Below are 24,881 nucleotides of genomic sequence, written 5' to 3' on the forward strand. Positions count from 1 at the left end.
CTACAAAATACGATCCCTGCCCCCTCGTCGTAGGGTCGCCATTTATGGCGACCGGATCACAAATGCATCCCGATATAGCGCTCATAACGCGCAGGCTTCACCCGCGTGAGATCCACCAGCACCAAACCATCGATACAGTGATTGAAATCGGGATCGCTGCCGAAATCGATAAACTGCACGCCGCCCGGCTCGCACACCTCGGAATATTGTTTGTAGAGCGTGGGAATAGCGGTGCCGAGATTCGCCAGCAGATGTTTCAGACGCCGCAAATCTTCGCTGTAGTTATCGCCGGTAAACTGTGCCAGCACTTCTGGCAGCGAGGCCGGATAAGGGCGACGCGAGGTCGCCAGCGGCAGTTCGGTTGGGAAATAGAGGCGATAAAACGCCACCAGCAGATCGCGCGCGGCCAGCGGCATGCCGCCAGAAATCGATACCGGACCAAACAGGTAGCGTGTTTCGGGATATTTAGCGAGGTAAGCGCCAATGCCCATCCACAGGTAATCGAGGCCACGTTTGCCCCAATAGGCAGGCTGAATAAAGCTACGTCCCAGCTCCAGCCCCTGATTGATGATCGGCAACATGCGCTCGTCGTAGTGGAACAGGCTGTCGCTGTAAATACCTTCCAGCCCACGGCGCGCCAGCTGTTCAGCCCCTGGAATGAAGCGATAAGCACCAACGATCTCCAATGCATCGTCATCCCACAGAATCAGGTGATAATAATCGTCATCGTATTTATCCAGATCGCGACGACGACCGCTGCCCTCGCCCACCGCACGAAATGCCACTTCACGTAAACGACCAAGCTCACGTAGCAGCGGCACCCAACTGGCGCCGTTGCGTCGCCACAGGTAGATCTGCTTGCCATCCGGCAATGTGCCGAGTCGCTCGCTCTCCATCAGGGCTTTTTTTAGCTCGGCGCGATCTTCCGGGCGTGCAATCGCCGCTGCGGTCTGAAACAAGCCACGCCGTCCCTGACCAATACGATAAAGATGTTTGCGCAGCCGCTTCGCCAGCTCCTTGCCGGGTGTGTGGCCATCATGCCAATTGGCAAAGGGGATTTGCTCACCGATGTGCAGCTTGATGCGCGCACCGCGCTGGCGAAACATCTCGCGGACCAGCATCAGCAGCGCCAGCGGTGAGGCAATTTTTGCCGCCGCGTAGAACGCCAGGCTGTTACGCCCCACCACATGTACTGGCACGATAGGCGCGCGGGCGCGGGCGGCGAGACGCAGGAAACTGTGATGCCAGTGACGATCGCGCACGCCACGGCTGGACAGGCGCGACACTTCACCTGCCGGGAAGATGATCAGCACGCCTTGATTATCCAGGTGCTGCTGCATCCGCGTGAGCTGTTCGCGGCTGGTGCGGTTGCTCATGTTATCCACCGGCAACATCATGCTGTTGATCGGCTCCAGCATCATCAACATACGGTTGGCAACGATTTTCACATCGCGCCGCACCTGTGAAACTGCGGCCAGCAGCGCCAAACCATCCAGCGCACCGAGCGGATGGTTAGCCGCAATCACCACCGGCCCGCGCGTGGGGATCTGCTCCAAATCGCGCTCGCTCAGTTCACAGCGCACATCGAGATGCTCCAGCACCTGCTCCACCATATCCACACCTTTGAGGTGGCGATAGCGGGCAGCAAAGGCCTGGAATTCATGCTCGCGCACCACCCATTTCAGGACGCTTTTTTGCCAGTCCGCCGGTTGGTGACCTGGCCAGTAAGTATCGAGAAGCTGATCAACTGAAAACATTATTCACCTTTTTATACGCAGCGATTTATCGCCTCGACGTTAAAACGGCTTGTTTTCAGATTTATGACTGTGGCGCTGCAATATCAGATAAAGCAGGACGCCGCTTTGTTCTTACGCATGAAGAAAAACAATTGACCTTAAATCCGCAAATTCAAGACATAGCTTAAATCATATTGTTAAGCCCCATGAATTAATCTGGTCACACCTCTGTGTTGTGTTTCTTTTATGGGTCTTTATGCCCTTGAGTTTTTTCTTTTTTTCTGGACTACACATATGATTCATACGGTATTTATTGTTGATGACCATCCGTTAATCTGTGCGGGTATTCAGGCACTATTAGATTCTTATCACTATTCAATTGTTGGTATTGCACAGAAAGGAGAAATGCTGATTACCGAGCTACACCAAATGCGTCCAGACGTTGTACTCCTCGATCTTACTATGCCCGGCCGGGCAGGCATTCCCCTGATAGCGGATATTAAACGTGCGCTTCCAGAACAGAAAATTATCGTATTTACCGCATCAGAAAGCCTTTTTTATCAACGCTGTTGCCTACAATTAGGCGTTGAAGGCTATGTCTACAAGCGTGGAGATCTGGATACCCTGATTACCGCAATAAAAGAAGTGGAACGCGGTAACCGTTTTTATCCGATTACGCATGCCGCCGCTGACAGTGGAGAATTGATTGAGAGTGAGAAATTAATGAGTTTGACTCGCCGTGAATTGATTGTATTGGTCAAGCTGGCTTCTGGAATGACTAATAAAGAAATTGCTTCACAATTGCAGCTCAGCAGTAAAACCGTGAGTACCTATAAAATAAAAATTCTACGCAAGTTAGGATTGAAAGGGATTAGCGGAATTAATATGACAGCGAAACTGAACGAATTGGTGTAATGACTCGGGTGCGCGGCATTGCGCATCCTATTCAAGCCTTATGTCGTTAAAGCCAATAATACTGATGGCTTACTCCATAAAAAGTTGTTTTGCATCATGGAAATCATGATTATTTTTCGGGTTGTGCCAGGATAACATTTTCCCCTTAAGTTTTTTCACTCTGTGTCGCCAGTGTTGTATCTATCAGACTGGAGAAAAAACATGATTGTTTATACCTATTGGGTTGACCTTCCTGGCCACGACAAGCCGGCTTACCTTGAGTTGTGCAGAAAGAGTTGGTTGAACAACACCCCCAACCTTGAAATCATCACCATCAATCATAAAAACATTTATGAATTCATCCCTAAAAAGATCTTACCCCCCATATTTTTTAAATTCTCCCTGGCAATGCAATCAGACATCGTCTCGGCTTGGGTACTGACAATGTTCGGTGGTCTATTTATTGACTCCGATACCATCATCACTCGAAACATTAATGATATGCCTTTCGGTAAAACGGATAAGCTGACTGCATTTGGCTATCCATCGTTAAAGTCTGTTCATCTGGCTGTTTTATCCGCGAATAAACGTAATAAGCTCACCGCTGCATGGTTTGCCGAAATTTTGAACCGTTTAAAAAATCCCAGTGGTAGAATTTCCTGGGACTATGTTGGCAATGGCATCCTTGATCCACTGATACAAAGTGGCGATTTTGATGAGCAGTTTCATATAGTTGACGCAACTGAAGCAGGGAATATTTTAGAGTTTTCGCAGCCTGAAAAAGAGCCCTGGGAGCGCTATTGGTCATACTATTTCATGCCAGATGCCACCAGGGATTTTTCAAGCGAATTGGCAAAGTGCAAATGTGGGATTATTTCGCTTCACAATTCATGGACGCCAGCTAATTTCAAATCGTTAAGTGAGAATGCTATAAAAAACATAAAAAACGATTTTTTACTTCCTTACATCCTAATAGAAGCGAATAGCTAGCTTGAACTTATGTTGCACATCATTATCTCTTGACACTTACACGCTGCCTATCACTTACAACTGCAACGGCGGCAGTTGGGAAAATACGCTCAGCAACCCTTTGCTCCACAGCTGACGAATTTGTGAATAATACGGATGCTGCTCAGTGATGTGATATTGCTCGCTGTCGCTGAAACTGTCCGTGCGATACACCATTACATCGAGCGGTAAACCGACTGAAATATTGCTCGCCAGCGTGGAATCCATCGAAATCAAGGCGCACTGCATCGCCTGGCTAAGCGGCGTTTCGTAGCGCAGCACGCGGTCAATGATCGGTTTGCCGTATTTACTTTCACCAATCTGGAAATACGGCGTATCGACGCTGGCTTCGATGAAGTTGCCCTGCGGATAGATTTGGAACAGCCGCGGCTCCTCGCCACGAATCTGTCCGCCCAGCAGCAGCGTGCCGCCAAACTCCTCACCATCGCGCTTAATCACTTCGCGCAGCGTTTCACCCACCATCAGTGCAATGTCATACAGCGATCGTTGATTCAGCAAATTGGGCTGGTCATCATCACCGTTATTACGTCGCAGCAGGCTCAGCACGCTCTGCGTAGTGGCCAGATTGCCAGCACTTTGCAGTACCAGCGTACGTTCATCATCTACCTGAAACACATGCAATTTACGGAATGAGGAAATATGATCGACGCCCGCATTGGTCCGCGAATCGGATACAAAAATCATCCCTGACGATAAACGCATTGCCACACAATAAGTCATAGTTACGCCTGTTCAGATTACTACTGCGCCTGCACCTGAAGCACCGCAGCCACCGCCAGCATATCTTCACCGCCGCCGCCCAGCCGCATACCGCGCACGGGACAAGCATCAAGATAATCCACGCCCACCGCCAGCCGTAAATGCTGGCGCGTGCTGCGGGTATTATTGGTGATATCAAAGCTGTGCCAACTGCCATCCAGCCAGGCTTCAACCCAGGCGTGAGTGGCGACGTGCTCAACGTTTTCAGTATAGAGATAGCCGCTAACATAGCGCGCCGGAATCCCCAGACTGCGACAGCAGGCGAGAAACACGTGACTGTGATCCTGGCAAACGCCGCTGCCGGCGGCAAATACTTTCGCGGCGGTATCCGTCACCTGTGTACTGCCGGGGCGATACGGCATTTTCAGCAGCAGTTCGTCCATCAATTTCTCCAGGCTGGCGAGCGGCTTTTCCGGCCGCCAGTAACGCTGGGCAAATTCGCGGATCTCCGGATTGGGCTGCGTCAACGGCGTGGCGCGCAGAAAGACCAGTGGTGACAAAGCGCATTCCGGATCGGGCGCCCACTCGCCGGCATCGAGAATCTCTACCACGCCGCGCGCGGCGATATCGAGCTGCTGATGCGGCGTATCCAGCGTCAGCACATGCATCACATTGCCATAAGCATCCTGCGTGCAGGTGGCTTCACACGGCAGCTCCAGATCCCACGAGATAATGTGCTGGTGCACCGAGTTTTGCGGTGTCAGGCGCAAATACTGGGTGCTGAGTTTCACCTGCTGCTCGTAGGCGTAACGGGTTTTATGCTCGATGTTCAGTCTCATTTCGCCTCCAGATAGGTGTGATTGATGCTGTCTGCTAGCGCATTGAGGCGCGTAAGGAATTCATTGAGCCAGTGAGTTAACCCTTCATGCGTCAGGCTTTCCCAGGTGCTAAAACGCATTTCAGCCAACAGTACGGTGATCAGATAACGCGGACGATCTTCGCCGCTGCTGCCGATCTGTTCGAGCTGGGTGGCGATCTCATCGATACAGGAGTGCAGCGATCGCGGACTTTCGCTGCGCAGGATCAGCATCTCGTTGACCAGATCCGGCATCAGTTGCTGTTTGAAGATCGCGTTGTAAGCTTCACGCGCGGAAACCGCGCGCAGCAAAGTATCGAGGCGGTAATACTCGCGCACCGAATCCGACTGCTGCTCCATCAGTTGTTGATTGACGCTGAGCAAACGCGCGGTGCCGTCGCTGCGCTCCATCAGGGTGCCGATGCGGATAAAACTCATGGCATCGCCGCGCAGCAAGGTACCGAACATCGCGCCGCGAAACAGATGTGAGCGCTCTTTCACCCAATCGAAAAAGGTATCGGCGCTGGCGCTGGTGATGCCGCGCCGCCGCGTATTACGCATCTCAATCCACGTTGAATTGATGCTCTCCCACACTTCCGATGACAAACTGCCGCGCACCGCATGCGCGTTATTCCACGCCTGCTGCCAGCAGCTGAAAATGCTGCACGGATTGCGATCGTCGAGGGCAAAGAAGTTGAACAGCTGCGACATGGTGAACCGGCCGTTGAGGGTTTCAAACAGTTCACGCGTGCCAGTGAGATTGAGCGGCAGCAGCAGATCGTCACCCTGGTCACCGCGCACCGGCATTAACGACAAACGGTTGGTGACATCTAACACGCGTGCGAGATGTTCTGCGCGTTCGAGATAGCGCGCCATCCAATAAAGGCCACTGGCCGTGCGGCTTAGCATGATGCGTCATCCTCCAAAACCCACGTGTCCTTGGTACCGCCGCCCTGCGACGAGTTCACCACCAGCGATCCTTCGTTCAGCGCCACGCGGGTTAAGCCGCCGGGCACCAGGCGAATATCCGCGCCGCACAGCGCAAACGGACGCAGATCGATATGGCGCGGCGCGAGGCCGTTGTCGATAAAGGTGGGACACGTTGAAAGCGACAATGTGTCCTGCGCGATGTAGTTTTCCGGCCGTGCTTTGAGGAGATCGCGGAAATCACTCAGCTCCTGCTGGCTCGCCACCGGTCCGATCAACATGCCGTAACCACCGGCGCCGTGAACCTCTTTCACCACCATTTTTGCCAGGTTGGCTAGCACATAGGTGAGATCCTGCGGTTTGCGGCATTGCCATGTCGGCACGTTATTGAGGATCGGATCTTCGTCGAGGTAGAAGCGGATCATATCCGGCACATAGGGGTAGATCGATTTGTCATCGGCGACGCCGGTACCAATGGCATTGGCCAGCACCACGTTGCCGGATCGATAGACTGACAACAGACCCGGCACCCCGAGCATTGAATCCGGGCGGAACGCCAGCGGATCAAGGAAGGCATCATCGACGCGGCGATAAATCACATCCACTTTGCATGGCCCGGCGGTGGTGCGCATCATCACCGCACCATTTTTAACGAACAGATCGGCGCTCTCCACCAACTCGACGCCCATCTGCTGCGCGAGGAAGCTGTGTTCGAAGTAGGCGCTGTTAAAGCGTCCCGGCGTCAGCACCACCACCACCGGATCGTTGACCGGCGAGCTTTCACGCAGGGTTTGCAGCAGATGCGAAGGATAGCGCTCGACCGGCGCGATGTGCTGATCGGCAAACAGCTCGGGATAGAGGCGCATCATCATCTTACGGTTCTCCAGCATGTAGGAGACGCCAGACGGCGTGCGCAGATTGTCCTCCAGCACGTAATATTCACCGTCATTATTGCGCACCATATCCACGCCGACAATGTGCGCGTAGAGGTTGCGATGCAGATCGACGCCTTGCATACAGGGCTGATATTGATCGTTCACCAGCACCTGTTCGGCCGGCACAATACCGGCTTTAAGGATCAGTTGCTGATGGTAGATGTCGTGCAGGAAGGCGTTGAGGGCTTGTACGCGTTGGCGAATGCCGCGATCGAGCATCGCCCACTCACGCGCCGGTATGATGCGCGGCACACTGTCGAAGGGAATTAAACGTTCCGCTCCACCGTCATCACCATAGACGTTGAAGGTGATGCCGACGCGATGAAACAGCAGTTCCGCCTCTTCGCGCTTACGCGCCACTGCATCGACGTCCGCCTGTTGTAACCATTCCCAGTATTGCTGGTAGTGAGCGCGGTGTTTGCCATCGCTCAGCAACATCTCATCATAGAAGTGCGATGCTATCTGGTAGCTTTCTTTCATGATTTACCCGGCGCTTGTCAGAGGACCTCATTCTCTCCTGCACAAACTGTGCCAGAGGCTTGCCCCCGGCATGGCACCCGCGCCGCACGAATAGAAATGGCGGTTTTGCACTTTACTGGTGCATTAGCTGCTGCGCGATTGGCAGCCAGATCTCCGTCATCGCGCCTTCGCCACCGGTAAAGGGATCGCGGTGCGGCAGTGGAACATGCTGGATCTGCTCTTTCGACGCACGTAAACGCGAAGGCTCATCACGCACGGTGTCGGGGGACATCCCTTCAGGATAGGCGCCAACGGTGAAAAAATCCTCTGAGGCAAACACCTGTTTGTGACCGACACCTGCGGGGATCAGCACCGCATCGCCTTCGCGCAGCGTCACCATGCGACCGCTGTCGCCGCCAAACAGCACTTCTGCCCAGCCGGCAGCGACGCCCAACACTTCATGGGTATTTGGGTGATAGTGCGTATAGGGGAAGATCGGCGCACGCCACGCGGCGGGCCAACCGTTGCGGGTAAAGGTTTTTTCAAACCAGGCAGCGCTGTCTTCCGCCTCATCTTCATCCGGCACAATGCCTGGCCAGATGATCAGCGGCAGCGGGCTGTTGGGTACGCCGCCGGAGGGCAGCGACAGCATCAAATGTTGAGGATTGCTGGAGGATCCAGCAGAAAAGGTGCCGGCGGCGAAAGACATCAGTAACAGCAGGCTGGAGTGGTTGGCAGTCATACTCTTTCTCCGGTTAATCACGATGCTTAATTGTGGCTTACCAAAGGCAATTTGCAATGTGCGCCCGCCGACAAAATTCACATAAAAGAATGATTTAGCTAACTAAAGCCAAATTAGTTGGCAACATAATTAACATCTTGTGCGGGGGTTAACCAGGTCGCCATGAATGGCGACCCTACGGGTTTGTAGGGGGCGCATTTATGCGCACCTGGCCACAAAGCGCATGAATTTCAGGCAAAAAAAAACCGGTGGATTTCGCCACCGGTCGAATCAAAAAACGATTCAAAGGCACTGACAGGTTATCGCAGGCGCTCAGCGATGGGTTTCACGACGTTCTCCCCTTCGCGGCCATAAAACTGGAACAGGGTTTCGGCTGCTGCATCGGTTAATACCAGGATCTCAATGCGGCGATTGCGCGCACTCATGGGATCGTCTCGATCTCGCGGCATGCGTGACGCCATGGCATTAACCTGCAACACGCGCGCACTCTCTAATCCACCACGCTCCAGCGCACGGCGCGCCGCTAAAGCACGATCGCCGGACAGATTCCAGTTGTTGTAGGCGGCGTTGCCACTGTATTTCGCGGCGTCGGTGTGGCCACTGATCATGATTTTGTTGTCGATGCGGTTAAACACCGGGCCGAGTTCCGTCAATAATTTCTGGAAGAACGGCGTTAATACCGCACTGCCGCGCGGGAACATCATGCGATCCTGATCGTCCTGAATCAGGATGCGTAGCCCCTGCGGCAGGGTTTCCAGCATCAAATAATTCTGTGCGTTATAGCTGTTGATCATCTGCTGCAGCTGGCTTTGCAGCAGCGCCAGTTCGCTATCAGAACGTGATAGCACGCTGTCCAAATCTTCCCTCGGCTTACTGCCGTTGCTAAAGCTGACATCAGCCGAGGAGTTGCTCACGCTCGCGTTCTGCGTCGGCGGTGAAATGGCGATGGTTTCGCCAATAATCGACGATCCCGCGCCTCGCGAGTCTTCAACATCAAACGGATTGAAACCCGAGCCTTCAAATACCGAGGTGCCGTTTAGCTGCGCGACAATCTCTTTACGCTCGTCCTCGCTTACCGCCCCCATGATCCACAGCACCATAAACAGCGCCATCATCGCCAACGTAAAGTCAGCAAACGCCACTTTCCACGCACCGCCGTGATGGCCGTGATGCGCCTTCTTGCCACCGCGTTTGATGATCAACTTTGTGGTGGTAACCAAAGGTGCCGAACGTATCTCCGAAGTCTCGGCGCGCTTTACGCTGGATGCGTTGCCGGGCAAGCAGATGGCGATCGATGCCGATCTGAATGCCGGTTTGATCAATCAGGAACAGGCCGGGCTGCGCCGTAAAGATGTCGCCAACGAAGCGGACTTCTACGGCGCGATGGACGGTGCCTCGAAGTTCGTACGCGGTGATGCGATCGCCGGGATCATGATCCTGATGATCAGCGTGGTTGGCGGGATTTTGATCGGCGTGTTCAAGCACGGTTTACCGGCGGGACAAGCGTTCGAACAGTATGTATTGCTGACCATCGGTGATGGTTTGGTGGCGCAGATTCCATCGCTGCTGCTCTCAACCGCCGCGGCGATTATCGTGACGCGCATCAGCGACGGCGCGGACATGGGCGATGACATTAAGTCGCAGCTGCTGGCGCGCCCGGGCACGCTGTATACCGCCGCCGCTGTGATGTTTGTGCTGGCGATTGTGCCAGGCATGCCGCATCTGGTGTTCCTGATCTTTACCGCGATGCTGCTGTTCGCCGCCTGGCGACAAAGCCGTGGCGTGAAAGCGCCAACGCAAGATCACCAGGATATGGAGGCGATCACCCAGGCGCTGACGCAACCGGAAGAACAGCCCACCATCGGCTGGGACAACATTCCGATGGTGGAGCCGATCGGCCTGAATCTCGGCTACAAGCTGGTGACGCTGGTGGATAAAGGCAAAGGTGCGCCGCTGACGCTGCGCATGCGCGGCGTGCGGCAAGTGGTCTCCGAAACCAGCGGCGTGCTACTGCCGGAAATCGCATTGCGTGAAGATTTCCACCTTAAACCGGCGCAGTACGCCATCAAGATCAACGGCGTTCGCACCGCCGTCGGCGAAGTGCATGCCGATCGTTTGATGGCGATCCCCACGCCGGAACAGTACGGTGAAATTGATGGCGTGCTGGATGTCGATCCGGCGTACGGCATGGCGGTAACCTGGATCCTGCCAGAGCAGAAAGCCAAGGCGCTGAATCTCGGTTATCAGGTGGTGGATTGCGCCAGCGTGGTCGCCACACACGTGAATAAAGTGGTGCGCGAGAATCTGCCCGAGCTGTTTAACTACGATGACATTACGCAGCTGCATCAGCGCCTGGCGAGCGTGGCACCTAAGTTATCAGAGGATGTGAACGCGGCGGTGAACTTCAGTTTGCAGCTGAAAGTGTATCGCCTGCTGTTGAACGATCAGGTATCGCTGAAGGACATCACCACCATCGCCACCACCTTGCTGGAGAGCGCGGCGATCACCAAAGATCCGATTCTGTTAACTTCCGATGTGCGTTACGCCCTGCGTCGCGCGATGGTGGCGGCGATTGCGCCGGATAACAAACCGCTGTCAGCGTATACGCTGGAAAACAGCCTGGAAAATCTGCTGCTGGCAGCGCTGAACCAGGCGCAGCAAGCCGGCAAAGTGGCGCTGGACAGCTTCCCGGTTGATCCGAATATTCTGACGCAGCTGCAAAGCACGCTTCCGGTGATGATGGAGCAACTGAAAGCGCAGAACCTGACGCAGGTGCTGCTGGTAACGCCGCAGCTGCGTCCGCTGATCGCACGCTATGCGCGCCTGTTTGCCAAAGGCCTGCATGTGCTTTCGTATAACGAAGTGCCAGATGATGCCAATTTGCAGATTGTGGGGCAGGTTACGTAAGCTCACTTTGTTTGCCTCAATCTATCGTTGTTGCGGCTATAAGATTTTAGCCGCAACATACGCCATTTATTAACTGTTATTGAAACACTTTAGAGATACCTTTACAGACATTTCTTGAGCAGATAATGCGCATTATCGTGGAAAATTCGTGCCCTTTAATCCAATACCATGGAACCACGGATGACACACTCAAACGAACAGTATTACTCCCCGTCGCCCAGCATTCTGGGCAGCAGCATTGCCAGTAACGGCACCGAACTTTCCACCTCGAAAACCCAGCCAACATTCAACGGCTCGGTGCCGGGTGAAAAGTCCGGCATCGTGGTGATCTGGATTGATGATGTTAAATACACCGCGCCGATTCAGCCCGACGGCAGCTACACTTTCACGCCCCCGGTGCCGCTGAATGAAGGTCTGCATAACATTTCGATTCATGCAATTAAACTCTCCGGGCTGATTGGCGAACCGGTGCTTTTCACCCTGCACGTCGACACCACCGCGCCCGGCGCACCGCTGATTGAATTTGCACTGGATGATGTGGGCAACAACACTGGCGCGCGCTTTTCTAATGAGAAAACTGACGACCGCGATCCGGTACTGCGCGGCAAAGCTGAGCCCGGCAGCATTGTGAACATCTATGAAGGCAGCACGCTGCTCGGCAGCGTTAAAGCTGATACTTATGGCAGCTGGGAGCTGAAAGTTTCCCTGAGCGACGGCAGCCACGCGCTGAGCGCTACCTCCACCGACAAACTCGGCAACACCAGCGAAAAATCGGCGTCTTTCCTGCTCGAAATTGGCGATGACGCCGTTACGCCACCCGGCAGCGCGACAGTCATCACCCACGCCGTTGACGATATGGGCAGCAACACTGGGACGGTCACCAGCGGCGGTTTGACCGATGACAACACGCCGGAACTGCGTGGCGTTGCCGCTGCGGGCAGCAGCGTGGTGGTCTACTATCGACTGGAAGGCAGCAACACCTGGGCCGGTAGCGCAGTGGCGACGCTGAGTGGTGAAAACTGGAGCTGGACACCTTCTTCAGCATTGGCTTGGGGTAAGTATGAGTTTCAGGCCAGTACCGGCGTTGCGCCATCCACACTGTTTACCCTGGATATCGCCAGCCCGGCAGACATTCTGACGCGCACCCGCATCGATTCGGTTTATGACGATGTTGAGCCGGCCATAGGTTACCTCAGCAATTATGCCATTACCGACGACAAAACCCCCACCTTCCGCGGTAGCGCCGAAGCCAACAGCCGTATCACGCTGCGGTATAGCGTGGAGAATGGCAGCAGCCATACCGTCACGATTGACGTTAACAGCAGCGGTAAATGGCTCTGGTCGCCGCCTTCTCTGGCGACGGGCAACTGGACATTTGAGGTTCAGCCACAAGGCCACAGCAGCTGGACGGCTCCTTTTAACCTGACGATCACTGACGTAAACGGTTTTAACCCGGTTATCGACTATGCCTGGGATGATGTCGGCATTAGCACCGGCGAACGTTTCAGCGGCGCGACGACCGATGACAACCGGCCCGAATTGCGTGGTCGTGCGGAGTCAAATAGTCTGGTGTACCTCAGCTATCATTTAGGCGATGGGGATAGCACGCTGGTCAGCTTTACCGCAGGCGCAGATGGCCGCTGGCGCTGGACGCCGGATAGCGCGTTGGACCAGGGAAGCTGGACCTTTATTGTGCAGAAGGCGGGACAGATCGCCCCGAAAAACTTCAAGCTGACAATCGATGCCAATGTTGATGTGCTCCCGACCATTGACTACGCCTTTGATAATGAGGGCAGCAGTACCGGTAACCGCAGCAGTGGCGCCACCACCGATGACAACACACCGACCCTGCATGGTAGCGGCCCGGCCAATAGCGCGTTGACCTTACGCTATCAATCAGGTAACGGGGAATATATAACGGAAACTGTTCTGACCGATGCTGAAGGGCACTGGAACTGGACTCCCGAAGCGGCTCTAAGCAACGGTTATTGGAATTTTGAGGTACAGAAAGCGGGTCAAAGCGACTGGAGCGGATTTAAACTTAATATTCGCCCTGAACACTGGAATAAGTATGTACTGGATTTTAATGATTATGCTACACCAGATAATTTTACTAATGGAGGTAGAGAATGGAACATTAATAGTGATATTCAAATTACATCCCCCCAGCATCTATTTAACTACATACCCGACGCGGGAGAACATGGCGGTGTAATTTTAATGCCGGCAATGGGAGGCCTTCATTTAAAATTTAAGCCATGGATAGTGCGCAACTTACTTACTGCACCGACAAAAGCTAGCGTTGACATTATTAACTACACTGATAAAAATCAAACAATTGAATATTACGTAGTGTTCAGGAATTTAAAAAAAGATAATTTTATTGCTACTAAAAATGTCACATTGAGCTTCTTACCCCACCAAACCTTAACAATTATAGCAGAAGATCTTTATGGAACAGTTGCCACAAGGGCATCTGAAGAAATTCATGAAATTGTCTTTGGAAGTGGATCTTTTTATTTAGATAATATTACCTATAATAAATCAACAGCTGACACGATCACTCCTCCGCCTGCTGCGGTTGAACCGGTAGAAAATATAAAGTATTTAGAAGGGAGTGCTAAAATTCTTGATTTGACCTCCCATGTTGAACAGAAAGATATATTAAACACTATCGATTTGACCGGTTCCGGTGATAACAAGTTAATTATCGATGCATCAGCAATCGAAAAATATGGGGAAAAGGAACTGTTTATCGCTGATGACACCTTGCAGTTTGTGGTGAAAGGCAATCACGGCGATATTGTGCAGCTGAAGGATATTTTGCCGCCAGGCAGCCAGGTGAGTGAGTGGATACATCTGGAAGGCACAATTACGGTCGCCGGCGAACAGTTTGAGGTTTACCGTCACGCTGATGGCGCTGAACTGCTGGTGCAGCAAGGCGTGAAGGTTGAATGGGAAAATGAACATCTGCAAATCCATGCTGATGTGAACGCTAACGACATTGTAAACGATCTGGCAAACGTGGCCGCTATAAATGACAGCAGCGTTTCCCTGGATGTGCAGACGATATTATCACCAAGCGAAGAAGATCTGTTTGGTGACGACAGGCAATTGCCACTCACTGCGAATGACGGCGAAATTAAGGGGATTGATCTGCAAGATATTCTGCCGGAAGACAATAATCTTAGTGCGTGGCAGCATCAAGACAGCAACGTTATCGTGGCAGGTATGGAATATCAGGTTTATCCCCAAGGTGATGATGCTGAACGGCTTATCCAGCAAGGCGTAAAAACAGAGTTGATGTAATTCCCTGTTAATCCTTTCACCTTTAAAGCTATCCCCGGAAATGCTGCCGGGGATTTTTTTAAGCTGATAATATAAGGCTCAGACCAAATCTAACTCCCCATCCATCCGTTGCCAACATGAGCGCCAGCCATAGATCTTTTTTTATAAGCACCGAGCTATTTATATTTTAATGATCTTCATTTAAACGTGAATCGGTCACCATGAATGGCGACCCTACGGTTTTATAGCTGGGTTTCCGCAGGGTGCGCATTCATGCGCACCTGCATAACCAGGCAATTTCTTGTTTAAGTGAGCAGAATTAAATCATTTATATTCACACTTTTGATGACATGGATATTAACGTACCTGTTCAACGTTTACTGGAACGTATAACGCGTTCCTTTCCAGACGGTTCTCGTTAGGAATATTCTTAACTCATCGGAAAATTCGTGTCCCTGAATTCGATATCGAGGAACCACGGATGACACGCTCAAACGAACAGTATTTTGCCCCCTCGCCCAGCATTCTGGGCAGCAGCACGACCAGCAACGGCACCGAACTTTTTACCTCAAAAACCCAGCCGAGATTCAACGGCTCGGTGCCGGGTGAAAAGTCCGGCATCGTGGTGATCTGGATTGATGATGTTAAATATACCGCGCCGATTCAGCCCGACGGCAGCTACACCTTCACGCCGCCGGTGCCGCTGGATGAAGGCCTGCACAACATATCGATCCACGCGATAAAAATTTCCGGGCTGATTGGCGAACCGGCGCTGTTTACCTTACATATTGATACCACCGCGCCCGATGCGCCGCTGATTGAATTTGTACTGGATGATGCGGGCAGCAGCACCGGCGCGCGCCTGTCTGATGAAAAAACCGACGACCGCCATCCGGTACTGCGCGGCAACGCCGAGCCCGGCAGCATCGTGAAACTCTATGAAGGCAGCACCCTGCTCGGCAGCGCTCAAGCCGGTGCTGACGGCAGCTGGGCGCTGGAGGTTTCCCTGAGCGATGGCAGCCACGCGCTGACCGCCACCTCCACCGACAGGCTCGGCAACACCAGCGAAAAATCGGCGGCGTTCGTGCTTGAAATCGGTGACGACAGCGCGGCACCGGAACCGCTGCCCGGCGGCGCGGCACAAATTACTCACGCCGTTGATAACGTGGGCAGCAACACCGGTACGGTAACCAGCGGCGGTCTGACCGACGACAACACGCCGGAGCTGCGCGGCAGCGCCCCCGCCGGCAGCACGGTGCGCATTCAGTACCGCAACGAAGCCGGCGCGTGGACCGACGGCGGCAACGCGCTGCTGAACGGCAGCGACTGGAGCTGGACGCCACCCACACTTGGCTCAGGCCAGTGGGAGTTTCGCGCTAACGCCGGTTCGGGCTGGAGCGACGAGTTCCAGCTGGAGATTGACTTTGTACAAGGTGGTGAAGCCACCCTTACCCATGCGTATGACGATTTTGGCGCAAATACAGGGATCCTGAGCAGCGGAGCGATTAGCGACGATCGAGAGCCCACTCTGCACGGACGCGGTGAATCCAACGGCGTGGTGTATCTGCATTACCGCAATACGCTGGGCACCTGGGAGGTGCTGGACAGCGTCAACGTCGGCGCAGACGGACGCTGGACGTATGATTCACCGCGCCTTATCCCTGCTGACTATGAGTTTCAGGCCAGTAGCACCCTGACGCGTGATCCCCAAGGAGAATCTTTTGCGCTGAAAATCGTTTCAGTGGGGAGCTATGCTCCCACCATTGACTATGTATGGGACGATGTAGGAAAAACCGGTCAAATTGTGAATAACGATAAAACAAACGACAGCTCCCCCACATTACACGGAAGCGCTGAAGCAAACAGCATGGTCACAATAAGTTATGCTCGAGATGGCTATCCTTCAGAGGGAAGTCATGATGTGCTAACTGATTCGAGTGGCCACTGGACATGGACACCACCATTAGTGCTGGTTGATTCAAATTGGAAATTTATTGCGTCCTACTCGCTAGATTCAAAATTAACATCAGAAACTTTCACACTAACTATTGATACTCAGCCCCAATCTTACAATTGGGACTTCAATGATAAAACATTCCAAAGCTGGACTGTAGCAGAGGCTTATCTTGATGGCTTATATTATGAATTAGCGGCAGGCGGAAAAGGTGTATTGAGAGCAACAACGCCTACATCAGGTAAAGCTTATGATGGAGATGTTATATACAACACGATCGAGGTAGAAGCAGGTAGCACTTACAAAGTTAACTTGGTCGTTTATAATTATAGCGGAAATTCCAGCACCGTCCTCCACCCAAAACTAGGTTTTATGATGGATGGTAATCTGGTCATTCCTGCCACTCAACTTTCCAGTGCATTGGGTTACACTACTTTATCTGGTAGTTACATAGCCACTGAGACAAAACTCATTAAAATATCAGTCATCAATAATGAATCCGGATACTGGGGTAATGATTTCAGCATAGACAACATCTCTATAAAAGGTGAAAAAACCAGGACTTCTAATGGATTCACACCCCATGCTAATGAAATGGAAGTTATGACAATAGATGAGAGTCATAAACTCACTTTAGATTCAGATAGCATCACCATTATAAAAAGAAATGGATTATTTATTGATAACGGCAATTTCCAGTTAATGATTAAGGGTGGCAATGGCGATACTTTTGAAATAATAAATAGTGCATCTATTAACACTTTAAAAAATGGATGGACTATTCAATCAGGTACAATCACGATTGCAGGAATTCAATACCAGGTATTAAAAAATGGAATTAGAGAGTTACTGGTACAGGACGGTGTGAACGTTGTCATCCCAGACACTGATGCCACTCCTGTTGATGAAGACGTCACCACCTCGCCGCCTGAAATTGCCTCCTTTGGCATACTCGGCAACACCATCACCAGCAACGGCACCGAACTCTGGACGAAAAACACCCAGCCCACCTTTAATGGCAGCGTGCCCGGTGAAAAATCCGGCATCGTGGTTATCTGGATTGATAATGATAAGTACACCGCCGCCATTCAGCCCGACGGCACCTACAGCTTTGCCCTTACTCAGCCGCTGGATGAAGGTCTGCATAACATCTCGATTCACGCGATTAAACTCTCCGGGCTGATTGGCGAACCGACGCTGTTTACCCTGCACGTTGACACCACCGCACCCGACGTTCCCGCCATTGAATTAGCCCTCGATGACGCGGGCAGCAACACCGGCGCGCGCCTTTCCGGCGAGAAAACCGACGACCGCCGTCCGGTGCTGCGCGGTGACGCCGAGCCCGGCAGCATCGTAAAAATCTACGAGGGCAGCACCCTGCTCGGCAGCGTAACCGCCGCTGCTAACGGCGTCTGGCAAATTGAGGTTTCGTTAAGCGAGGGGCCGCACACGCTCACCGCCACCGCCACTGACAAACTGGGCAACACCAGCAAACAATCGGCGTCGTTCGTGATTGAAATCGGCGATGACGCAATGCCGCTGCCCGGCGGTTCAGCGCACATCACCCACGCCGTTGACAACGTGGGCAGCTACACCGGTACGCTGACGAACAGCGGCCTGACCGACGATGCCACGCCGGAGCTGCACGGCAGCGCGCCCGCCGGCAGCACGGTGCGCATTCAGTACCGCAACGGAACCGGCGCGTGGATAGACGGCGGCAACGCGCTGCTGAACGGCAGCGACTGGAGCTGGACGCCCCCTGCACTGGGCGAAGGCTGGTGGGAGTTTCGCGCCAACGCCGGCGGCGGCTGGAGCGATGAGTTCCTGCTGGAGATTGACCTGACGCCCGGTAGCGAAGCCAGCATTACCCACGCGTACGATGATTTTGGTGCCCTTACCGGCTTGCTGACCAGCGGGGCCATCACCGACGACCGCACGCCAACCCTTTACGGGCGCGGCGAGTCCAACAGCGTGGTGTATCTGCACTACCGCAATGTGCTGGGAGACTGGGAGGTGCTGGACAGCGTTAACGTCGGCGCAGACGGACGCTGGCGCTACGATACCGACCGCCTGGTAACGGGCAGCTACGAATTTCAGGTCAGCAGCACCCTGACGCGCGATCCCTCTGCAGAAAGCTTCGCACTCAAAATCGTTGCCGCTGGCAGCTATGTGCCAACCATTGAGTATGCGTGGGATGACTTTGGCGAAGATCATCTGAAGGTGTTACACAACGGCATTACCGATGACATCACGCCCACGCTCCACGGAAGTGCCGAGGCGAACAGCGTCGTGCAGATAGAATTCTGGCACAGCGGTGAACCTGTTTATACGGGGTATTCGGTTAAGACTGACAGCAGCGGACACTGGGAATGGACGCCACCGACCATCCTCACCTACGACACCTGGAACTTTAAGGCCTATCATCAGGCAGCGGATCCTTCCGCTAATTTTACCATCGAGATTGCACCTCCCATTACAGCGCAGTCTTACGCATGGGATTTTAATGACAATACCCTGCAGGGCTGGGTTTTAGGCGCTGCACACGGTGAAATAAGGCCCGGTGGAAAGGGCGGCGCGGGTGATAGTTATAATGCGGCTTATCGGTTAAGCAGAGGTTATTTAGAATTTGTCACTCCGTATACCGGGATTGATTATAAATCAACCGTCATGCATACGATGATCAACGTGGTCGAAGGCCATAAATATGATATATCAATGAATGTAAATAATGCCGTATCGCTAGGAAATAAAAGCGGTATTGACCTGGCATTCATTCTCAACGGAAAAGTCATTGAGCTGGGAAATCTGGATAAAACAAGCTCCGTATTAGAAAGCTGGGTAGCCGATAAAACCGGCTTAATTAAATTTGAAATATTCTCAAACAACAGCTCATGGCGGTATAATGACTTTGCAATAGACAACATAAAGGTCCAGCATATAGGCGGCGGCTTTACGCCTTCTGGTTCAACGAAAAGCCAGGTTGCAGCAGAAGATGCCATCGATGTGGTTTCCGATATGAATTCACACCAGCAAGGCGTTATTGATATCTCTGCCACATCGGAATACAAGAAAGCGCTCACGCTGGATAATATTCTGGAAGAAAGTCAAAAAAGCCTGTTTATTTCCAATGAACATGAGCAGGTGTTGATCGCCGGGGATGAACATTCGGTATTGAGTTTGCACGATCTTATTGCTGACCAGGATGACATCAGCAACTGGACCGAACAGGCCGGACTGATAACGATTGGCGGAATCGAATACAACGTGATTATCAATGATGCTAAAAACATCGATATTTTAGTGCAAAGCGATATCAAAATAGAGTGGTAACACCAGACTTATCAGCGGCGTAATTAGCGCAACAATAATATATAAATATCCATAAGGGCCATCGATTATCATGGCCCTTACTTTTATTATTTGTTAATTAACTTATCACTATCACGTTTACTGGAACGTTTAACGCGTTCCTTTCCAGACGGTTCTCGTTAGGAATATTCTCAACTCATCGGAAAATTCGTATCCCTGAATTCGATTCCGAGGAACCACAGATGACGCACTCAAACGAACAGTATTACTCCCCCTCGCCCAGCATTCTGGGCAGCAGCACGACCAGCAACGGCACCGAACTTTTTACCTCAAAAACCCAGCCGAGATTCAACGGCTCGGTGCCGGGTGAAAAGTCCGGTATCGTGGTGATCTGGATTGATGATGTGAAATACACCGCGCCGATTCAGCCCGACGGCAGCTACACCTTCACGCCGCCGGTGCCGCTGGATGAAGGCCTGCACAACATATCGATCCACGCGATAAAAATTTCCGGGCTGATTGGCGAACCGGCGCTGTTTACCTTACATATTGATACCACCGCGCCCGATGCGCCGCTGATTGAATTTGTACTGGATGATGCGGGCAGCAGCACCGGCGCGCGCCTGTCTGATGAAAAAACCGACGACCGCGATCCGGTACTGCGCGGCAACGCCGAGCCCGGCAGCATCGTGAAACTCTATGAAGGCAGCACCTTGCTCGGCAGCGCTCAAGCCGGTGCTGACGGCAGCTGGGCGCTGGAGGTTTCCCTCAGCGACGGCAGCCATGCGCTGACCGCCACCGCCACCGACAGGCTCGGCAACACCAGCGCAAAATCGGCCTCGTTCGTAATTGAAATTGGTGATGACAGCGCGGCACCGGAACCGCTGCCCGGCGGCGCGGCACAAATTACTCACGCCGTTGATAACGTGGGCAGCAACACCGGTACGGTAACCAGCGGCGGTCTGACCGACGACACCACGCCGGAGCTGCACGGCAGCGCCCCCGCCGGCAGCACGGTGCGCATTCAGTACCGCAACGAAGCCGGCGCGTGGACCGACGGCGGCAACGCGTTAATGAACGGCAGCGACTGGAGCTGGACGCCGCCAACGCTTGGTACCGGCCAGTGGGAGTTTCGCGCTAACGCCGGTTCGGGCTGGAGCGACGAGTTCCAGCTGGAGATTGACTTTGCGCCCGGCAGCAAAACGTCCATTATCCACGCGTATGACGATTTTGGTACGGACACCGGCTTACTGAACAGCGGTACCATCACCGACGATCGTACGCCAACCCTTTACGGACGTGGCGAATCCAACAGCGTGGTGTATCTGCATTATCGCAATACCCAGGGAACCTGGGAGGTGCTAGACAGCGTTGAAGTCGGTTCAGACGGGCGCTGGCGCTACGATACAGGTAGCCTGGTAACGGGCAGCTACGAATTTCAGGTAAGCCAAACCCTGACGCGCGCCCCCGAAGGAGAACCTTTTGCGCTGAAAATCGTTGCCGCAGGCAGCTATGTCCCAACCATTGATTATGCGTGGGATAACGCTGGAGAGAACATTGGCAAGGTTTTACATAATGAAAAGACCGATGATACGACACCCACGCTGCACGGTACTGCTGAAGCGAACAGCATCGTTAATATCGAATTCTGGCACAGCGGGGAACCTGTTAATACGGGCTATTCCGTTAAGACTGACAGCAACGGACACTGGGAATGGACGACACCGAAAATTCTCACCTTCGATACCTGGAATTTTAAAGTGTATAATCAGGCTGCCAGCCCTTCAGCCGTTTATTCGCTGGAAATAACCCCGGTAAAATCCTATTTTTGGGATTTTAATGATAATACACTTCAGGGCTGGCATCTTGCCACGGAATATTCCAAGGAGTCGGGTTCAGATTTAGTAACTACAACTAATATAATTAGTTTAGGCGCCCAAACGATTTTAAATAGAAATTATAAGGGAGATGTCATCTATCGTGATATAGAAGTTAAAGCAGGCATTACTTATGAGGTGAGTTTTAAAGCACTTCGATATGGTACTGATGGCTGGGCAGCAAAACTTGGCTTTTCAATTGATAATAAACTAGTTATTAATCATCAGAATGTAACAAACACCTCGCAATGGCATGTCTTTACTGGAACCTATATTGCAACAGAAACAAAAACAGTTAAAATAGCCATCACAAATAATGAACCATCATATAATGGTAATGATTTTCGCATCGATGATATCAGCGTCAATGCTGTTTCTTCCAAAAAGAATAATACTGAAGAAGTGGCAGAAAACAGTCATGATCAGCACGGCGTGCTTGATATTTCCAATATGGACGAAAGTACCAAAGTAAAACTCCTCAGCCAGCTTATTACCGAAAGTCGCAATAACCTGTTTATCTCCCATGAGTTAAATCAGGTAATGATTAAAGGAGACCGCCACGCCAGCCTTTCACTGAAGGATATTCACCCGGACGGAAACCCCAATACGCTCTGGGTGCAGCAGGCGGGCTTTGTCACCATTGCTGGCATTAACTATCACGTCTACAGAAATGGCGAGGCTGAATTACTGGTTCAGGAGGGCGTAAACGTTACTATCCCTGAAACGGATGCCGCTCCTGTTGATGATGGAATACCAACCTCACCGCCCGATATTCCCTCCTTTGGCATACTCGGCAGCGCCATCACCCGTAACGGCACCGAACTCTGGACGAAAAATACCCAGCCCACCTTCAACGGCAGCGTGCCCGGTGAGAAGTCCGGCATTGTGGTGATCTGGATTGATAATGATAAGTACACCGCCGCCATTCAGCCAGACGGCAGCTACAGCTTTAGCCTTAAGCAGCCGCTGGATGAAGGCCTGCACAACATCTCGATTCACGCGATTAAAATCTCCGGCCTGATTGGCGAACCGGTGCTGTTTACCTTACACATCGACACCACCGCACCCGACGTTCCTGCCATTGAACTTGCCGTTGATGATGCGGGCAGCAACACCGGCGCACGCCTTTACGGCGAGAAAACCGACGACCGCCGTCCGGTGCTGCGCGGTGACGCCGAGCCCGGCAGCATCGTCAAAATCTACGAGGGCAGCACCCTGCTCGGCAGCGTAACCGCCGCTGCTAACGGCGTCTGGCAAATTGAGGTTTCGTTAAGCGAGGGGCCGCACACGCTCACCGCCACCGCCACTGACAAACTGGGCAACACCAGCAAACAATCGGCGTCGTTCGTGATTGAAATCGGCGATGACGCAATGCCGCTGCCCGGCGGTTCAGCGCACATCACCCACGCCGTTGACAACGTGGGCAGCTACACCGGTACGCTGACGAACAGCGGCCTGACCGACGATGCCACACCGGAGCTGCACGGCAGCGCGCCCGCCGGCAGCACGGTGCGCATTCAGTACCGTAGCGGGACCGGCGCGTGGACGGACGGCGGCAACGCGCTGCTGAACGGCAGCGACTGGAGCTGGACGCCTCCGGCGCTCGGCGAAGGCCGGTGGGAGTTTCGCGCCAACGCGGGCGGCGGCTGGAGCGACGAGTTCCTGCTGGAGATTGATTTTACGCCGGGCAGCGAAGCCAGCATTACCCACGCGTACGACGATTTTGGTGCCCTTACCGGCTTGCTGACCAGCGGAGCCATTACCGACGACCGCACGCCAACCCTGCACGGACGCGGCGAATCCAACAGCGTGGTGTATCTGCATTACCGTAATGTGCTGGGAACCTGGGAGGTGCTGGACAGCGTCAACGTCGGTGCAGACGGGCGCTGGAGCTACGATTCAGACCAACTAATACCGGCCAGCTACGAGTTTCAGGCGAGCAGCACCTTGACGCGCGACCCCTCCGCAGAAAACTTCGCACTCAAAATCGTTGCCGCTGACAGCTATGTTCCCACCATTGATTATGCGTGGGATAACTTTGATGGAGAGCAACGTGAGGTTTTACACAACGGCATTACCGATGACATCACGCCAACGCTGCACGGAAGTGCCGAAGCGAACAGCGTCGTGCATATTGCATTCTGGCGCAGCGGTGAACCCACCAACGAGGGTTATTCGGTGGTTGCCGACAACAGCGGACACTGGGAGTGGACGCCGCCGACGATACTGCCTTACGATACCTGGAACTTTAAGGCCTTTAATAAGGCATCGAATCCTTCCGTTAATTTTACCATCGAGATTACTCCTCCGATTATAGCAAAATCCTACACTTGGGATTTTGACGATGGCACTTTTCAAGATTGGCAGGCAAGTGGTGGATATAAATTTAATAATAACCTAACGGTTAGAAAATGGGAATATCATAATGGAACTAAGGCAATGGGAAGCATCACGAATAATGGATCTCATGATCTTTCTGGTGAGGTCGCTTATAATTACATTGAAGTTGCATATGGAAAAACCTATTACATTTCGTATGAGGCGACTCGCCAGACAACAAACGAGGGTGCTGGCTCATATTTGGGTTTCAATGTAGACGGAAAGACGATTATTAGTCCATCTCAGCAGACCACAACAAAAACCCTATATACCGGAACCTATATTGCTGACAAAAGTGGCTTAGTAAAAATTTCCTTTATAAATGCAAGTGATTTAACATCAGGAAATGACTTTAGCATTGATAATATTTCAATTTCCGTTGTTGATAAAGACCAAAGCAATGCTATTCAAACTCCAGAGTCGATGACAAATCACGATGGCATCATTGATATTACGCAAACATCGGAGAACATAAAAAAAATCACTTTAGATGATATTTTGGTTCAAAGCCAAAAGAATCTTTTCATTGCTAATGATCATGAGCAAGTCATCATTATTGGAGATGAAGCCTCCGTTTTATCATGGCAAGATATTATATCCGAAGAGGAAATCGGTAGCTGGGCGGAGCAGGTAGGGTTAATCACTATCGCAGGAGCTGAATATACTGTTTTTGTTAACGATGAAAGAAATTTGGATCTATTAGTTCAGCAAGACATTAAGATTGAACATTAAGCGTTCAAATTTAAAATAAAAAAATAGCAACACTATAAATAAGGGCCGCTTTTCATGGCCCTTATTTATCATCTTTTAAAGCCTCTGGTTAATATTACCAATATGCTCTAAAAGTGAGACTGTATTCAGCTCCCTATATTTATTCTTATCAATGCAAT

General features: G+C 52.4%; 13 protein-coding genes. 6 read left to right on the forward strand and 7 right to left on the reverse strand.

The window, feature by feature from the left end:
- Positions 1 to 56 precede the first annotated feature (56 nt).
- Positions 57 to 1,757 (reverse strand): bifunctional ornithine lipid synthase OlsF, encoded by a 1,701-nt coding sequence (locus ACRQ84_RS11955; RefSeq protein WP_483816174.1) that lies wholly within the window; start codon positions 1,755 to 1,757, stop codon positions 57 to 59.
- A 273-nt stretch (positions 1,758 to 2,030) separates the two neighbouring features.
- Between ACRQ84_RS11955 and ACRQ84_RS11960 the strand changes: the two genes are divergently transcribed.
- Both ACRQ84_RS11960 and ACRQ84_RS11965 read left to right on the forward strand, forming a co-directional pair.
- Positions 2,031 to 2,651 (forward strand): response regulator, encoded by a 621-nt coding sequence (locus ACRQ84_RS11960; RefSeq protein WP_483816175.1) that lies wholly within the window; start codon positions 2,031 to 2,033, stop codon positions 2,649 to 2,651.
- A 201-nt stretch (positions 2,652 to 2,852) separates the two neighbouring features.
- Positions 2,853 to 3,620, forward strand: coding sequence for a capsular polysaccharide synthesis protein (locus ACRQ84_RS11965; RefSeq protein WP_483816176.1), 768 nt, complete (start codon positions 2,853 to 2,855; stop codon positions 3,618 to 3,620).
- A gap of 54 nt (positions 3,621 to 3,674) precedes the next feature.
- On the opposite strand, the gene ACRQ84_RS11970 is transcribed toward ACRQ84_RS11965, so the two are convergent.
- The 6 genes from ACRQ84_RS11970 to ACRQ84_RS11995 form a co-directional block, all read right to left on the reverse strand.
- Positions 3,675 to 4,379, reverse strand: a complete 705-nt coding sequence (locus ACRQ84_RS11970; RefSeq protein WP_483816177.1) for a proteasome-type protease — start codon at positions 4,377 to 4,379, stop codon at positions 3,675 to 3,677.
- Positions 4,380 to 4,399: 20 nt separating this feature from the next.
- Positions 4,400 to 5,197, reverse strand: a complete 798-nt coding sequence (locus ACRQ84_RS11975) for a transglutaminase family protein (RefSeq protein ID WP_064738518.1) — start codon at positions 5,195 to 5,197, stop codon at positions 4,400 to 4,402.
- The gene (locus ACRQ84_RS11980; RefSeq protein WP_483816178.1) at positions 5,194 to 6,123 is read right to left on the reverse strand and encodes an alpha-E domain-containing protein; all 930 of its coding nucleotides are present in this window, start codon (positions 6,121 to 6,123) and stop codon (positions 5,194 to 5,196) included. Before ACRQ84_RS11980 ends, ACRQ84_RS11975 begins: the two co-directional genes overlap by 4 nt.
- On the reverse strand, positions 6,117 to 7,556 hold the full coding sequence (locus ACRQ84_RS11985) for a circularly permuted type 2 ATP-grasp protein (protein WP_483816179.1): 1,440 nt from the start codon (positions 7,554 to 7,556) through the stop codon (positions 6,117 to 6,119). The genes ACRQ84_RS11980 and ACRQ84_RS11985 overlap by 7 nt, the downstream gene beginning before the upstream one ends.
- Before the next feature lie 112 nt (positions 7,557 to 7,668).
- The gene (locus ACRQ84_RS11990) at positions 7,669 to 8,277 is read right to left on the reverse strand and encodes a cupin domain-containing protein (protein WP_483816180.1); all 609 of its coding nucleotides are present in this window, start codon (positions 8,275 to 8,277) and stop codon (positions 7,669 to 7,671) included.
- Positions 8,278 to 8,576: 299 nt separating this feature from the next.
- Entirely contained in the window at positions 8,577 to 9,479 is a 903-nt protein-coding gene (locus tag ACRQ84_RS11995; RefSeq protein ID WP_483816181.1) for a flagellar motor protein MotB, read from the reverse strand.
- On the opposite strand from ACRQ84_RS11995, the gene ACRQ84_RS12000 reads away from it, so the two are divergent.
- The 4 genes from ACRQ84_RS12000 (at position 9,472) to ACRQ84_RS12015 (ending at position 24,723) form a co-directional block, all read left to right on the forward strand.
- Positions 9,472 to 11,184, forward strand: a complete 1,713-nt coding sequence (locus ACRQ84_RS12000; protein ID WP_483817919.1) for a flagellar biosynthesis protein FlhA — start codon at positions 9,472 to 9,474, stop codon at positions 11,182 to 11,184. The genes ACRQ84_RS11995 and ACRQ84_RS12000 overlap by 8 nt on opposite strands.
- Before the next feature lie 180 nt (positions 11,185 to 11,364).
- Positions 11,365 to 14,493 (forward strand): Ig-like domain-containing protein, encoded by a 3,129-nt coding sequence (locus tag ACRQ84_RS12005; RefSeq protein WP_483816182.1) that lies wholly within the window; start codon positions 11,365 to 11,367, stop codon positions 14,491 to 14,493.
- Between the two features lie 460 nt (positions 14,494 to 14,953).
- A complete protein-coding gene (locus ACRQ84_RS12010) occupies positions 14,954 to 19,756 on the forward strand; it encodes an Ig-like domain-containing protein (RefSeq protein ID WP_483816183.1) in 4,803 nt (1,600 codons plus the stop codon).
- Positions 19,757 to 19,977: 221 nt separating this feature from the next.
- On the forward strand, positions 19,978 to 24,723 hold the full coding sequence (locus ACRQ84_RS12015) for an Ig-like domain-containing protein (protein ID WP_483816184.1): 4,746 nt from the start codon (positions 19,978 to 19,980) through the stop codon (positions 24,721 to 24,723).
- Positions 24,724 to 24,881 lie beyond the last annotated feature (158 nt).

Source organism: Pantoea sp. E2023-21, from assembly GCF_051302795.1.
GTDB classification, from domain to species: domain Bacteria; phylum Pseudomonadota; class Gammaproteobacteria; order Enterobacterales; family Enterobacteriaceae; genus Pantoea; species Pantoea ludwigii_A.

Bases quoted from the DNA above. Each gene is read 5' to 3' on its own strand.
- ACRQ84_RS12005 (WP_483816182.1), top strand. From the start codon at position 11,365: ATGACACACTCAAACGAACAGTATTACTCCCCGTCGCCCAGCATTCTG.
- ACRQ84_RS11970 (WP_483816177.1), bottom strand. From the start codon at position 4,379: ATGACTTATTGTGTGGCAATGCGTTTATCGTCAGGGATGATTTTTGTA.
- ACRQ84_RS11985 (WP_483816179.1), bottom strand. From the start codon at position 7,556: ATGAAAGAAAGCTACCAGATAGCATCGCACTTCTATGATGAGATGTTG.
- ACRQ84_RS12000 (WP_483817919.1), top strand. From the start codon at position 9,472: ATGATCAACTTTGTGGTGGTAACCAAAGGTGCCGAACGTATCTCCGAA.
- ACRQ84_RS12010 (WP_483816183.1), top strand. From the start codon at position 14,954: ATGACACGCTCAAACGAACAGTATTTTGCCCCCTCGCCCAGCATTCTG.
- ACRQ84_RS11980 (WP_483816178.1), bottom strand. From the start codon at position 6,123: ATGCTAAGCCGCACGGCCAGTGGCCTTTATTGGATGGCGCGCTATCTC.
- ACRQ84_RS11975 (WP_064738518.1), bottom strand. From the start codon at position 5,197: ATGAGACTGAACATCGAGCATAAAACCCGTTACGCCTACGAGCAGCAG.
- ACRQ84_RS12015 (WP_483816184.1), top strand. From the start codon at position 19,978: ATGACGCACTCAAACGAACAGTATTACTCCCCCTCGCCCAGCATTCTG.
- ACRQ84_RS11960 (WP_483816175.1), top strand. From the start codon at position 2,031: ATGATTCATACGGTATTTATTGTTGATGACCATCCGTTAATCTGTGCG.
- ACRQ84_RS11990 (WP_483816180.1), bottom strand. From the start codon at position 8,277: ATGACTGCCAACCACTCCAGCCTGCTGTTACTGATGTCTTTCGCCGCC.
- ACRQ84_RS11965 (WP_483816176.1), top strand. From the start codon at position 2,853: ATGATTGTTTATACCTATTGGGTTGACCTTCCTGGCCACGACAAGCCG.
- ACRQ84_RS11955 (WP_483816174.1), bottom strand. From the start codon at position 1,757: ATGTTTTCAGTTGATCAGCTTCTCGATACTTACTGGCCAGGTCACCAA.